Source organism: Lactococcus sp. AK05, from assembly GCF_041026685.1.
Classification (GTDB): domain Bacteria; phylum Bacillota; class Bacilli; order Lactobacillales; family Streptococcaceae; genus Lactococcus; species Lactococcus lactis.
In genome coordinates, this window is record NZ_JBFTEI010000001.1 from 471,128 (window position 1) to 484,267 (window position 13,140).

At 33.6% G+C, this 13,140-nt stretch carries 14 protein-coding genes and 1 riboswitch; of the genes, 12 read left to right on the forward strand and 2 right to left on the reverse strand.

The features are described from left to right. The first annotated feature begins 170 nt into the window (after nt 1-170). Nucleotides 171-902 (forward strand): nicotinamide riboside transporter PnuC, encoded by a 732-nt coding sequence (gene pnuC, locus AB6B24_RS02295; RefSeq protein WP_369164093.1) that lies wholly within the window; start codon nt 171-173, stop codon nt 900-902. A gap of 114 nt (nt 903-1,016) precedes the next feature. Here the strand turns inward: pnuC and AB6B24_RS02300 are convergent, their stop codons facing one another. Next, nucleotides 1,017-1,172: a hypothetical protein gene (locus tag AB6B24_RS02300; RefSeq protein ID WP_003131383.1), complete on the reverse strand. Its 156-nt coding sequence runs from the start codon at nt 1,170-1,172 to the stop codon at nt 1,017-1,019. Nucleotides 1,173-1,429: 257 nt separating this feature from the next. On the opposite strand from AB6B24_RS02300, the gene AB6B24_RS02305 reads away from it, so the two are divergent. Together AB6B24_RS02305 and AB6B24_RS02310 are read left to right on the forward strand one after the other, a co-directional pair. Next, complete coding sequence (locus tag AB6B24_RS02305) at nt 1,430-1,855, forward strand: universal stress protein (RefSeq protein ID WP_015426174.1); 426 nt, start codon at nt 1,430-1,432, stop codon at nt 1,853-1,855. Nucleotides 1,856-1,976: 121 nt separating this feature from the next. Beyond that, nucleotides 1,977-2,324: an HU family DNA-binding protein gene (locus tag AB6B24_RS02310; protein WP_015426175.1), complete on the forward strand. Its 348-nt coding sequence runs from the start codon at nt 1,977-1,979 to the stop codon at nt 2,322-2,324. 69 nt (nt 2,325-2,393) lie between these two features. Here AB6B24_RS02310 and AB6B24_RS02315 read toward each other — a convergent pair whose 3' ends face one another. Further along, on the reverse strand, nt 2,394-2,927 hold the full coding sequence (locus tag AB6B24_RS02315) for a TetR/AcrR family transcriptional regulator (RefSeq protein ID WP_003131387.1): 534 nt from the start codon (nt 2,925-2,927) through the stop codon (nt 2,394-2,396). Nucleotides 2,928-3,090: 163 nt separating this feature from the next. On the opposite strand from AB6B24_RS02315, the gene AB6B24_RS02320 reads away from it, so the two are divergent. The 9 genes from AB6B24_RS02320 to AB6B24_RS02360 all read left to right on the forward strand — a co-directional run bounded on the left by AB6B24_RS02320 (nt 3,091) and on the right by AB6B24_RS02360 (nt 13,079). Next, the gene (locus tag AB6B24_RS02320) at nt 3,091-5,490 is read left to right on the forward strand and encodes a YhgE/Pip domain-containing protein (RefSeq protein ID WP_311805020.1); all 2,400 of its coding nucleotides are present in this window, start codon (nt 3,091-3,093) and stop codon (nt 5,488-5,490) included. 186 nt (nt 5,491-5,676) lie between these two features. Then, a complete protein-coding gene (locus AB6B24_RS02325) occupies nt 5,677-6,009 on the forward strand; it encodes a metal-sulfur cluster assembly factor (RefSeq protein ID WP_003131392.1) in 333 nt (110 codons plus the stop codon). A 307-nt stretch (nt 6,010-6,316) separates the two neighbouring features. Next, nucleotides 6,317-6,478: riboswitch (M-box (ykoK) riboswitch) on the forward strand. A gap of 380 nt (nt 6,479-6,858) precedes the next feature. Further along, nucleotides 6,859-8,058, forward strand: a complete 1,200-nt coding sequence (locus AB6B24_RS02330; protein WP_311802493.1) for an FtsW/RodA/SpoVE family cell cycle protein — start codon at nt 6,859-6,861, stop codon at nt 8,056-8,058. Between the two features lie 30 nt (nt 8,059-8,088). Beyond that, nucleotides 8,089-9,387 carry an LCP family protein gene (locus tag AB6B24_RS02335; RefSeq protein ID WP_311802495.1) on the forward strand — a complete coding sequence of 433 codons (1,299 nt, stop codon included), beginning with the start codon at nt 8,089-8,091 and terminating at the stop codon, nt 9,385-9,387. 97 nt (nt 9,388-9,484) lie between these two features. Next, a complete protein-coding gene (gene rpsN, locus AB6B24_RS02340) occupies nt 9,485-9,754 on the forward strand; it encodes a 30S ribosomal protein S14 (RefSeq protein ID WP_195935472.1) in 270 nt (89 codons plus the stop codon). 166 nt (nt 9,755-9,920) lie between these two features. Then, nucleotides 9,921-10,550 carry a cell wall-active antibiotics response protein LiaF gene (gene liaF, locus AB6B24_RS02345; RefSeq protein WP_012897539.1) on the forward strand — a complete coding sequence of 210 codons (630 nt, stop codon included), beginning with the start codon at nt 9,921-9,923 and terminating at the stop codon, nt 10,548-10,550. Continuing rightward, nucleotides 10,547-11,545, forward strand: a complete 999-nt coding sequence (locus AB6B24_RS02350; protein ID WP_038601417.1) for a sensor histidine kinase — start codon at nt 10,547-10,549, stop codon at nt 11,543-11,545. Before liaF ends, AB6B24_RS02350 begins: the two co-directional genes overlap by 4 nt. A 27-nt stretch (nt 11,546-11,572) precedes the next feature. Beyond that, nucleotides 11,573-12,202 carry a response regulator transcription factor gene (locus AB6B24_RS02355; RefSeq protein WP_003131402.1) on the forward strand — a complete coding sequence of 210 codons (630 nt, stop codon included), beginning with the start codon at nt 11,573-11,575 and terminating at the stop codon, nt 12,200-12,202. A 70-nt stretch (nt 12,203-12,272) separates the two neighbouring features. Continuing rightward, nucleotides 12,273-13,079: a Cof-type HAD-IIB family hydrolase gene (locus tag AB6B24_RS02360; RefSeq protein WP_029343709.1), complete on the forward strand. Its 807-nt coding sequence runs from the start codon at nt 12,273-12,275 to the stop codon at nt 13,077-13,079. The last annotated feature ends 61 nt before the right edge of the window (nt 13,080-13,140 follow it).

The window sequence follows — 13,140 nt, forward strand, 5'->3', positions numbered from 1 at the left end:
TTTTTTATTTATGCAACTTTATTGGAGATAAATAAAATTTTTATGGAACAAAATTGATAATGATTGGTCTCAAAAAAATCTAAAGAATATATTTGGAAGCGTCTGACAATTTTTTATTCGTGATATAATTTTTAGTGGACGTTTTTGACGTTCTTAGATTGGGGATGAGAATGAAAAATTATCTCAAATGGCTCAAAGATGAGCTAAAATCAATTAATACAGCCGGAAGCATCATGCTTTCGTTTATCATAGGAGTACAGTTGGCTTTCTTTTTAACGTCAACAATTACGGTCTTATCAATTATCATTTTGATTGCGACCTTAATGGGGTCGGCATGTACAGTTTACATGATGATTGGAAAACCAATTAATGGTCTTTTGGGGCTGATTAGTGCTTTTGGTTATATCTATATTAACTGGACTGCTGGTCACTATGCCTCTGTTTTAGATCAAATTGTTTTTGTTTTGCTGATTGACTTGCCATTGATTTTCACTTGGAAAACTTGGGGACATCGAATTGAAAATGGGGTCAAATTCATGAAGACAAAAGGATGGATTTTGACAATCATCAGTATGTTGGTTCTTTGGTGGCCAATTACAGTCATTTATACAAAACTTGGAGACACCAATCCTTTATGGGATGCTATTACTTTAATTATTGGAGCTGCGGCTTCAATCTTGGTTGTTAGAGGTTATGGGGATAGTTACTCACTTTGGCTCTTATCTGATGTGGTCATGATTATTTTATGGGCAACAGCACTGATGGATGGCTATTCTGCAAGTTCTTTAGCAATGCTTCTAACAATTACTTTCTATTTGGTTACTTCTTTATATGGAAAATTCTTTTCTATTTGGAAGAATGACAAGAAGGCAAGTGGAGAAGTAGTAACTGAGAGAAACTAAAAAGGGTGTTGCTCATTGAGCAGCTTTTTTTATTTAAAGTATAACAAAAGCACCTACTCTCAAAATTAAAGTAGATGCCTTTATCGATTGGGATACTCGCCCATTTTTTTCTCCTTAAACTAATTGTTCTAAGTTTTGTACAGCTTCTTCAATAGTATCTCCAGCACCATAAATATTTGAATCATTTACAAGTGATGCTCGAAAGATATTATGAGAAGTATCTAGAGTTACTGTATATTGGAAAAATTTGTTTTTGTTAGTGAATGTCATAGTACATTCTCCTTTCTTTATTTATTATACGAAAGGGAACCAAATTGGTTCATAACGAAATTCCAACTAAATTGTAGCATAAAGAAATCAGAATATCAAAAAAAGTGATTTAATATTTTAATAAAACTATATTTTTACTTCTAAGTAAAATTGGAAAAGAAGTCTTAAAAATAAAAGTTTCTTCTGAAAATATAGTGAGTGTTTAGTTGGACTTCTTAAATATTTTATCATAGAATATAGTAAAGGAGGCGTTTACAATGAGAGATGAATACAAGAAAATTTTAGTTGCAGTTGATGGCTCTGACCAATCGAAAGAAGCAATTCATGAAGCAGTCGCCATTGCAAAAAGAAATAAAACTTCATTATTTGTTTTACATGTTAAAGATGAAACAAGACTTCGGGGAACTCCTTATGCCTTGGCAATTAATTTGGATGATTTAGAAACAGAGTCTAAAGAAATTATTGCTGAAGTTGAGGCTCTGATTAATGATGAAGTTGAGTTTGAAGTCCATGCCTTTACAGGAAATCCAAAGAAAGAAATCATTAATTTTGCAAAGCAATTTGAATTGGATTTGATTGTAGTCGGTTCAAATGGTAAGGGATTATTAGACAGGATGCTAGTAGGTTCGACGACAAGTTATGTTGTTAACCATGCGCCTTGCAATGTTATGGTTGTAAAATAACCAAAAAATCTTGGCGTAAGCTAGGATTTTATATGAAGATTTATATGATGACAAAAGAATTCACTAGAGTTAGTGAAGAAAAGGATGATAGGGGAATGTAGAAAATAGGAGGAGTTAGTTAATGGCGTCAAAACAGGAGTTAATTGATTATGTAGCAGACCGTACAGAACTTTCAAAAGTGAATGCAGCAAAGGCAATCAATGCCTTTGTCGAGGCAATCACTTACTATATTTCTGAAGGGACTCCCGTACATATTTCAAATTTTGGAACTTTTGAGGTTCGTAAACGTGCAGCCAGAGTCAGTCATGATGTTCATTCAAGAGAAAAAATTTTAGTAGGTGAACAAAATATTCCGGTATTTAGAGCTGGAAAAGCTTTAAAATTGGCTACGAAACAAGAACTATCTGATGAAGATATGGTGATTGAAACATTAAGCAATATGATTTTGGAAGTTCAGCATCATGATTAACACCTGTTAATGGCTATTATTTTCCAAATAGAATGATAAAAAAACGATTCTTCTAAAAGAACCGTTTTTTTAATTTATGAGCTCAACTAATAGATTAGCAATTTGAGTGGGCGTTTCCTTTTGTTTTCGACGAATCCATGATTGAGTAGTTCCAAAAATAGCATTAGCATAGTAGGTTGTCGCATAAATTTCCCCTAATTTTCCTAATTTAAGATGTTTAGATTGAGGAAAAAAGGAACTTTGAATAAGTTCTTTGAGTTTTTGCAACATAAACTGGTGGATTTCTTTGCTACCATTTTCCGAAAGAAGAGCGGCATAGATTTGATTTCCTTTTAGAAATTCAAAAGTTTCAAGCATCGTTGCATGAATATTTCCGTTATTTTTTTCAAAGACATATTGAATAGTCTCAAAAAGTCGACGCTGATAGGCTTCAATCATGTCATATTTATCTTGATAATGAGTATAAAAACTACTACGACTAACTTTAGCTAATTTCACAAGTTCAGTCGTTGAAATTTGGTCAAAAGATTTCTCGCCTAAAAGTTGAATCATGGCATCTCGTAATTGAAGTTTTGTACGATCTTTTCTGCTGTCATTAGACATTATAGGGGGACCTCCGTCCTTTTTAGAATGTAAGTGCTTTATTTAGACAAATTTAAAGATGTGTCCAAAACTGAATAGATAATAATTGTCAAATTTTCTAAAAAGTTTATAATACGTATTGTAACAGTTTTTGGACGTGTTGTCCATAAAGAAAGGGGAAAAGATGTTAAAAAAAGAATGGCAAGCCATTTTAAAGCACAAATTTTTTATTATTGTTATTATCGCTTTGGCACTTGTACCAGCAATTTATAACTATATTTTCTTAGGTTCTATGTGGGACCCTTATGGTAAACTTAATGACTTACCGGTAGCAGTTGTAAATTTAGACAAGACGTCTGAATTGAATGGTAAAAAATTTAAACTTGGTGATGATGTCATTGCTGAAATGAAAAAATCAAAGGATTTAGATTATCATTTTGTTTCAGAGGATAAAGCTTCTAAAGGGATAAAAAAAGGTGATTATTACATGGTTATCACTTTTCCAGAAAACTTTTCAGAAAATGCAACGACTTTAATGAATAAGAAACCAAAAACGGTCCAGTTAGATTATCAAACAACACGTGGCCATAACTATATTTCATCAAAGATGAGCGAAAGTGCGATGAATCAGCTGAAATCAGAGGTTTCTAAAAACATCACAGAGACTTACACCAAAGAAATTTTTGCTAAGCTTGGTGATATGAAGTCAGGAATGAAAGAAGCTTCTGACGGTTCAAATAAATTGGCTGATGGAACTTCTTCAGCATTGAATGGTTCAAAAGAATTAAGTAGTAATTTGAATACTTTATCTTCATCAAGTTTAACTTTTACTGACGGCGCAAATAGTTTGAATTCAGGCTTAAATAAATATGTATCAGGAGTGAATCAGGCTGCCAATGGGGGACAACAACTTTCTTCTGGTGCTGACCAATTTGTCAGTGGAACGCAACAATTAGCAGCAGGTACACAAACGCTGGCTGATAAATCAAAAGAGCTGTCAGCAGGAATTTCACAAATTTCTCAAGGGTCAGAAGCGGTGATTCAATTGCAATCGGGTGTACAACAACTATCCGAAGGCTTAAGTCAAATGGCTCAAAAAACAACTTTATCCGAAACTCAACAGCAAAAAATTAGTGCTGTACAAAATGGTCTGACTGAATTAAATCAGGAGTTACAAAATAATACGATTGACCCAAATTTGGCTGCAAATATCCAAAAAAACTTGAAAGGTCTTGGAGCTACGGTCACAAATATAGCTAATGATCAAGTGGTAGCCTCTAAGGCAGCAGTTGAAAGTACTGAGACTTTTAAAACTTTAAGCGAAAGTCAGAAAACAGATATAAGAAATGCATTAGATAATTCTGTTGGTGCTGGAGCAGTTCAAAACGATTTACTATCATTAAATAAGAATATTAAAGGAGTCCAAGACAGTCTTACAAGTCTACTACCAATGTTTGGAAAAATTGCTGATCTTAAAACATTAGTTCCAGGCGCAAGTCAAATGATTGCTGACCTTTCAGGTGGTCTGAACGAAGTAAACACTAATGTAAACACAAAATTTATTCCTGGTACCAATCAGTTAAATGCTGGTTTGACGAATTTTAATGACCAGTTAACTTCTGGAAGTCAAAAATTAACTTCTGGTTTTGCCCAATATGCTGACGGAGTTAATCAAGCAAACGCTGGCGCTCAACAATTAGCAAGTAAATCAAAAGACTTACAAAACGGGACAATGCAATTAGTTTCTGGATTGTCACAATTACAAGCGAATGGTTCAACTTTAACTTCGGGTTCAAATCAATTGGCAGGGGGCGCTCAACAAATTTCCTCTGGTTCACAACAATTGGCAAATGGAGGTTCAAGTTTAACAAGTGGTTTGGAAACGCTAAATACGGGGGCCAATAACTTGTCAACAGCGTTAACCAAAGCAGATGATACTCTCTCAGCAACTAATAATTCTAATGAAAATGCTAAAAAAGTAGCTGCACCGTTGAAACTTAAACATACTGACCATGACAATGTACCAGAAAATGGTGCAGGAATGACACCATACATGATTAATGTCGCTCTCTTTATTGGTGCCCTTGCAACAAATGTTGTGATTGGAATTGGTTTCTCAGGTGAAAAATGGAAATCTGGTCGCGAATTTATGTTGGCAAAAATTGGTACAAATGGATTGGTAGCACTTTTACAAGGAATCATCGTCTGGGGAGCAGTTGCTCTTCTTGGATTGAGACCAAATCATTTGTGGGAAATGTTGTTGTCAGTACTTTTAATCAGCTTCGCTTATATGGCAATCAATACTTTCTTCTTAACGGCTCTAGGTAAGATTGGTGAATTCCTTATGATTGTAGTCTTAGTCCTACAACTGGCGACGAGTGCAGGAACTTACCCCTTACAACTTGCGCCTAAAATATATCAAGTCATCAGTCCTTGGTTACCAATGACTTATGGTTTAAAAATGTTACGCGAAACCATTGGTTTGAATGGAGCAATTTTACCAGAAGCAATTCTATTTGTGGTTATTATCGCTCTCTTTACTTTCATGTTAAGTTTCTTCAAGAAATTCTCACGTTTTGCATAAAATAAATTACTGACAGAAAAAATTTATTCATAAATTTTTTCTGTCAGTAATTTTTTATCTAGAAATTTTAAAATAAATTTGGTAAAATAAAGCTGTAAAAAGAATTTGACAATTTGGATTTGTCCTAGAAAGCACATTCGTTCAACTTTTAAAGTTTTGCTTTTTATGACAGCCTAAGGAGATAAAATGGCAGATAAATACACAGAAGAGCAAGTGAATGAAATCAAGGACAAAATTCTCTCTGCCCTTGAAAACGTCATTGACCCAGAGCTTGGGATTGATATTATCAACCTCGGATTAGTTTATGAAATTAGCTTTGAAGATAACGGATTTACAGAAATTAAAATGACATTGACAACAATGGGTTGCCCTTTGGCGGACCTTTTGACTGAACAAATTCATGATGCTTTGAAAGAAGTGCCAGAAGTTGGTGAAATCAAGGTGAACTTGGTTTGGTATCCAGCATGGACAGTTGATAAAATGAGTCGTTATGCCCGTATTGCTTTGGGAATTCGATAAATATAATAAAAAACTCCTTAGTCAGCATTGACTAAGGAGTTTTTTTATTTATTAACGAAATTCATTATTCAATTATAAGCTTTTTGTCTGTATATTTTAATCTTTGGTATTTTATTTTAAAAAATAATATTTTGTTATTAGTTCTAATTTCTAAAAACTTAGTCATAACAAGAGGTTTAAACCAATAAAAAAACATTTAATTTAGGTAATGCATTTGTTATTTGACTAAAAGTATAGGTCGTGTTATAATTTTTTTGCTTAGGAAATATTTTGAAAATTTAATTTAAGCAATTTTGGTTAGAGATTTTCTAACCATCGGTAGGTGAGGCTACCACAGGGATACGGGTTGCTGCCGCAGAGTCGTGGAGACACGATGAGAGGGCCAACAGTTCACGTCGAAAAAAGAAGGCGTGAAATAGTGCAACAACATCGCCCTGCGGAGCTAAAGCTTGAACGATACTGGGTACTTTAGTTCACTTGATAGTGTATCTTTTTGAAATCATACCTTGTCTACGTTCAACCGACGTAGGCAATTTTTTTATAAAAAAGGAGGTGGTGAAAATGGAAGCACAGAATAACAGTGGCTCAGACCCTGGGAGCTATAGGAAGAAAGATAGCATAAAAGTGGACAAGCATTTTTATCACTTCAATCTAATCTAGTTCTCTGAGTTGGAGCTGTACAATCAAAATCTACTATAAATCAGAAATTGAGGTACAAGCCGATGACAAAAATATTAATTCATACAACAATAAAAAATAAAAAAATAAGGAAGAAAAAGTTATTCATTGATTTGCAACTAGAAATACTCTTGTCGTTCATTTGGAAAATTAACGAAGGGGGATTCATTTATGGATAAAAAAATTACAAAAAATAGTTTTTTAGATTTATCTATTTTGATTCCTTATTTGATTCTTTCAGCTGTTGGCTTACTCATGGTGTTTTCAGCAACTGTCCCCTATCAAATTAACCGAGGACTATCTCCTTATCGATTGGCAATTTCTCAAGGAGTCTTTATAATTATAAGTTTTGTGGCTTTAATTATTATTTATCGAGTAAAATTAAGAATTATAAAAAATGAAAAGATTTTAAAAATAATTTTTCTAATTATTATCTTGCTGATGATTTATTCAAGGGTGGGTCCTAATACATCAGCGAATGGAGCGCATGGATGGATTCCCTTACCAGGGATTGGAACTATTCAGCCGGTTGAATTTGCAAAACTTTTTACAGTTTGGTTTCTTGCTTCTATCTTTTCTAACAGACAAGAAGAGATTGAGAAAAATGATATTCAAGCAATTTTTAAGGGTAACAATCTCATAAAAAAAGTTGTAGGGGGATGGCGATTTCCGATTATCTTACTAATGATAGTGGAACTCAGTATGCCTAATTTAGGAAATACAGCAATTATTGGGCTCTTAGCCTTGATAATGATTGGTGCAAGTGGAATTTCTTGGCGATGGTTTTCAGGTTATGGGAAGATGTTGCTTACGATTAGTCTTAGTTTTTTGCCCTTTCTTTTTATCAGTGGAGGCGATTTGATTCCAGGATCTTATATTAATGCTCGATTTAAAGCATTCGTTAATCCTTTTACTGACTTGGCTTCTTCGGGTCATCAACTTGCTAATTCATATTATGCGATTGTAGATGGTGGCTGGTTTGGAAGAGGACTGGGGAATTCGATTGAAAAACAAGGATTTTTGCCTGAAGCTCATACAGATTTTATATTTTCAGTAATAGTAGAAGAATTGGGAATCATTGGTGGAATTATAATCCTAGCTGTCATTTTTTTCATGATTACCCGAATGCTTTTGGTGGGGATGCGGGCAAAAGATCCATTTAATTCAATGATTTCAATTGGTTGTTCATCTTTTTTGTTGATACAAGTTTTTGTCAATTTAGGCGGAGCAATTGGTTTGGTTCCAGAAACAGGTGTCACCTTTCCCTTTTTATCACAAGGTGGATCATCATTTTTAATTTCAACTTTGGCAGTAGGACTGGTTTTGAATAGCTCGGCTGACGAAAAATTAAAGAGTTTAAGTAAGTTATAATTTTTAATAAAAGAAAGAAGTATTCTTGATATGAAAAGAAAAGAAATTAGACAAAAGAAAATAATAAAAAGGTCTAAAAAAGTATATTTTGTTCGTTTTATGTCCCTTTTTGTTATTTTAGTCGTGGCAGTTAGTGCGGTTATCTATGTTCAAGCAGAGAAAACATTAACGAAAACTCATGTAAATACAAAAATAAAAAGTTCTAGTATATCTGCAAAAAAACCACTAACTATCTTGCTCATGGGAGTGGATACTGGTGATAATAGTCGGGGGGGTGCAGATTCATGGAATGGAAATTCAGATTCTCAAATTATTTTAACATTGAATCCTCGGACAAAAACGACCACTATTATTTCAGTAGAACGAGATACGATGACGAATATTGAAGATGCATCTGGAAAAATTCAATCTACTCAAAAAATGAATGCTGCTTATCCTTTAGGATTTAATAATGGTGGGTTATCATCTGCTGTCACTTATGCCATGAAAACGATTGGTAATCAAGTAGGGCTTAATCTTAATAATTTTATGATTGTTAATATGGACGGTTTAGTAAATCTTGTGAATGACGTTGGAGGAGTAGAAGTTGTCAATGATACTAATGGCTCAGATGTCTATCAAGGGACTGATTCAGGTAAAATAACTTTGCCTGGTTCAGATAAAATTGTAGATAGTGGAGCGATTTATATCTCAAATACAGAACCTGAATATAAAGCTTATGTTCCTTATCTTTCAGGAAATCCTAAGCAGCTCATCAACGGAGAACAAGCCTTAGTTTTTGCTCGAGATAGAGATACGTTAGCCAATGGGAATTATGGACGTGCCGCTCATCAACGAGAAGTTATGACTGAATTAATGAACAAAATGCTTAGTCTTAATAGTGTTTTTAAATATCAATCATTTTTAAATGATATTTCATCAGATTTTAAAACGAACATTTCGATAAATCTTGCTAATTTGACCGCACTTATGGCTTACAAAGATTGTCTTAACAAGGTAGTTTCTGTTCAATATCAAGGGGTAAGTCAAATGGTGGATGGTGGAAGTTATGAATTCATACCAGAAAATGTGGATTTGGCTATTCAAAATATAATAAGACAAGCAAATGATGAGTCTGTCACTGATAAGCTTGATCAAAGTGTCATTACTTATGAAAACTATTTTGGAAGTCAAATTGACCAATATTATATGCCTTCTGCGACGGTAACTATCAAAGGTGAAAAAAGTGAAACTTATGGAGTGGATACTAAAGGGAGTCTAGTAAAAATAAATAAGGAGAATGCCCAAGACTATGTTTCAAGTCAAGGAGGAGCTTTAGTCGCTAATTAAAATAGAGATAATAAAATAATGTTAACCAGTTGACATTGTTTTATTTATGGGATATACTTAACTGGTTAACTAAATTAATAAATGAAAGGATAATATTTTGGCGAAGAAATCAAAAATTGCTAAATTTAAAAAGCAACAAAAATTAGTTGCTCAATATCAAGAGCTTAGACAGGAACTTAAGAAAGAAAAAAATTATGAAGCTCTCCGAAAACTTCCTAAAGATTCTCAACCCAATCGAATGAAAATGCGAGATCGAATTGACGGAAGACCCAGAGCCTACATGCGAAAATTTGGTATGTCACGAGTTAATTTTAGAAAATTGGCGCATGAAGGTAAGATTCCAGGGGTTAAGAAGTCAAGCTGGTAGAAATCTTTTTGAAAAATCTTATGGGATATGATAAAAATATTTTTTATCAAGTAATTTAAAGAATACTTCATCTTAATGAATGGAGTATTTTTTCTCTATTTTGCTTAAGTAAAATTTAAGTCTTAAGTCCGAGAAAAAGTAAGCTTTTTTTTGGTACAATAGATTTATGAATAAAAAATTGAAAGCAATCTTTATTATAGAAATTTTTATTGTATTAGGATTGATTTTTCATGTGATTAGTACACCACGTATGTGGGTAGTTCTAGCTTTAGCTATTCTCTTTACTATCTTAGCGACTCGTTCGCGTGCGCGTGTATTACGTATCATCAGTTTCATTTTTTGGGCAATATCGGTAATGATTCTCTTCACAGTTGGATGGTTCTGGTTAGCAATTATCTTCCCTACGATTGCTTGCATCGTTTTTTGGAAAAATAATCCACGAGAAGGAGGAGTAAGAAATTTTTCTTACGAAGATATTTCTCAAGATGAATCTGAGTCAATCATGAATGAAAATCAAAATGATATCATTGATCTTGATGATGTTACTTTTAAACCTTCTGGAAATAGTCTTTCTATTAAAAAAATGACAGGTAATACAAAAATTATTGTTCCTGAGGACGTAGGAGTTTCGCTTGATTTAACAACAAATGCTGGGCTTGTAAAGATTTTCAATGAGGCAGCACAAATTAATGCGGGAAATGTTCGTTATTTTAGTGAAAATTTAGATCAGGCGGAAAAACGAATTAAAATCAATATCCGTGTTGATTCAGGAAATATTGAGGTGATTCGAGGATGAAAAAATCACTTTTCACAACCTTTTTAGCAGTTTTTAGTATCATCCTTATTATGTATCTTCTTCTATTTATAATGATGAATAGTGGGCAACCTTTAGGGGGACTAAATACCGCTAATATTATTAGGGAACTTCGAGATAATTTCTATGGTTTATGGATATTTATATCAGTTGCAGGATTACTTGCGCTGATTTTTACCCTTTTTAATCATATTGAAAATATGGCTATTCAACAAAAATTTCAAGATGATATAAAACTTTTAGAAGAAAATCAACAACCTGAATCTCCTGAATTACAAGTTGTTCATGATAAAATTATGAATATGTCAGCTGAACTCCAAGAATTATCTAAGCAAAAATCTGCTGATAAAGCTGAAATTATTGAATTAGAGCGTAAAAGAATTTCACGAGAACTTCATGATTCTGTCAGTCAAGAACTTTTTGCAGCGACAATGATTTTATCTTCTGTTGCTGGTTCGACACAAAATTTGACTAAAGAACAAATTGAAACACAAACACAATTGGTTTTAAAAGTGCTCCATTCTGCACAAAATGAAATGCGAGCGCTCTTACTACATCTTAGACCAGTAGAGCTAGATGGCAAGAGTCTAGCAGAAGGGTTGTCAGCACTGACAGACGAGCTCCAAGCGAAAATATCAGCAAATATTACGGTTAAATTGGCTGATATTGAAGCAACGAGTAATGTTGAGGACAATTTATTTCGAATGGCTCAAGAGATTTTATCGAATACTTTGCGTCATTCGCAAGCCGAGCACATTGAAGTTTCTTTAAGAGAATCACTTGGAAACATTTTCTTGAAAATTGCTGATGATGGAGTTGGTTTTGATGTTTCTACTAGTGATAAGACGGCCAGTTACGGTTTAGCCAATATCAAAGAACGTGCTTTATTAATTGGTGGAGATGCCAAAGTAATCTCGGCACCAGGTGCGGGGACAACTGTTGAAATCATTATCCCTAAAGCGAAGCCGAGCCTTTAAAAATGATGCGTATTTAGAAAGAACAAAATGGAAAAAATTAAACTTTTAATTGTTGATGACCACCAGATGGTGCGACTAGGTTTATCAAGTTTCATGAATATTCAACCCGATATCGAAGTGGTTGGTGAAGCTGCCGATGGCGAGTCAGGCTTTTTAAAAACTGAAATGCTTGACCCTGATGTTATTCTCATGGATTTAGTGATGGATCGACTTGATGGAATTGGAGCAACGCAAAAGATTTTAGCTAAAAATCCAGAACGAAAAATTTTAATTCTAACGAGTTTTATTGATGACGAAAAAGTTTTTCCAGCTTTAGCTGCTGGAGCTAAAGGTTATATTCTTAAAACATCACAAGCCGCTGATATCGCATCTGCGATCAGAAAAGTTGCCAATGGAGAAGATGTCCTTTCCGATGCTGTCAAGGAAAAGATTGCTCAACAAAAACATCGAAAACATGAATTATATGATGATTTATCAAAAAGAGAATTAGAAGTATTAAAAGTACTTGCGACGGGACTTTCTAATCAAGAAATTGCTGACGAACTTTTTATCAGTTTAAAAACAGTCAAAACTCATGTTTCTAATATTTTTAATAAGCTTGAAGTGTCAGACCGAACTCAAGCAACAATTTATGCCATTCAACATCACTTAGTTTAAACCTGAGGAAAAACAAGTTAGAAATATGATATAATTTAGTTTGTACAAATAAAATTAAAGTGAAAAATAGATGGAAAAAATATTAGAAAAAGCCCAAAAAATAAAAATCATTTTTTTTGATATTGATGATACTTTGAGGGTCAAAGATTCAGCTTTCATGCCTGAATCAATTACTGAAGTCTTTCATAAACTTCGTGAAAAAGGGATTATGACAGGAATTGCAACGGGAAGAAATCTTTTCGGAGTTGTTCCAGAAGTTAGGGCATTAAAACCAGATTTCTATGTAGCAATCAATGGTGCCTATGTTGAAAATGCACAAACAGGAGAAGTATTATATAAAAATACTTTTTCTAAGGAGTTGGTTGAAGAAATCATTAGCTGGTTAGAAGCTGAGAAAAGCGGATATACCTTCGTTGGGTCCGACAGTTTACGGATTTCCAAGTGGGATAAAGTTGCTAGCGATGCAATTGGTCCAGTTTATTCGGAATTGGAAGAAAATCCCAATTATTATAAAACAAATGAAATTTATCAAATGTTGACAATTTCTGACCATGATGACCAATTAGAATTACCAGAAACTTTATCCGATAAAATTCGTTTGGTTCGTTGGCATCCAAACAGTTCAGATATTGTTCCAATGGAAGGTTCTAAAGCAATCGGCTGTCAAAAAGTTTTACAAGAACTTGGTCTGAAAGCTGAAAACATGATGAATTTTGGTGATGAACTTAATGACCGTGAACTCTTTGATTTTGCCGGTCTGTCAGTAGCTATGAAGGTTTCACATCCTGAAATTTTAGAAAAAGCAGATTACATTACTGATTCTGTTGAAAATGATGGAATTCTAAAAGCCTTACAAGCCTTAAAAATTATTGATTAAAGCTATCAGTAAAAACTGTCAGTAAAAATTACTGACAGAAATTTATTAATTTATAAAAAGA

Coding starts and splice junctions, on each gene's coding strand:
- AB6B24_RS02360 (WP_029343709.1), top strand. CDS start 12,273: ATGGAAAAAATATTAGAAAAAGCCCAAAAAATAAAAATCATTTTTTTT.
- AB6B24_RS02350 (WP_038601417.1), top strand. CDS start 10,547: ATGAAAAAATCACTTTTCACAACCTTTTTAGCAGTTTTTAGTATCATC.
- AB6B24_RS02305 (WP_015426174.1), top strand. CDS start 1,430: ATGAGAGATGAATACAAGAAAATTTTAGTTGCAGTTGATGGCTCTGAC.
- pnuC (WP_369164093.1), top strand. CDS start 171: ATGAAAAATTATCTCAAATGGCTCAAAGATGAGCTAAAATCAATTAAT.
- liaF (WP_012897539.1), top strand. CDS start 9,921: ATGAATAAAAAATTGAAAGCAATCTTTATTATAGAAATTTTTATTGTA.
- AB6B24_RS02335 (WP_311802495.1), top strand. CDS start 8,089: ATGAAAAGAAAAGAAATTAGACAAAAGAAAATAATAAAAAGGTCTAAA.
- AB6B24_RS02320 (WP_311805020.1), top strand. CDS start 3,091: ATGTTAAAAAAAGAATGGCAAGCCATTTTAAAGCACAAATTTTTTATT.
- AB6B24_RS02310 (WP_015426175.1), top strand. CDS start 1,977: ATGGCGTCAAAACAGGAGTTAATTGATTATGTAGCAGACCGTACAGAA.
- AB6B24_RS02355 (WP_003131402.1), top strand. CDS start 11,573: ATGGAAAAAATTAAACTTTTAATTGTTGATGACCACCAGATGGTGCGA.
- AB6B24_RS02315 (WP_003131387.1), bottom strand. CDS start 2,927: ATGTCTAATGACAGCAGAAAAGATCGTACAAAACTTCAATTACGAGAT.
- AB6B24_RS02300 (WP_003131383.1), bottom strand. CDS start 1,172: ATGACATTCACTAACAAAAACAAATTTTTCCAATATACAGTAACTCTA.
- AB6B24_RS02325 (WP_003131392.1), top strand. CDS start 5,677: ATGGCAGATAAATACACAGAAGAGCAAGTGAATGAAATCAAGGACAAA.
- AB6B24_RS02330 (WP_311802493.1), top strand. CDS start 6,859: ATGGATAAAAAAATTACAAAAAATAGTTTTTTAGATTTATCTATTTTG.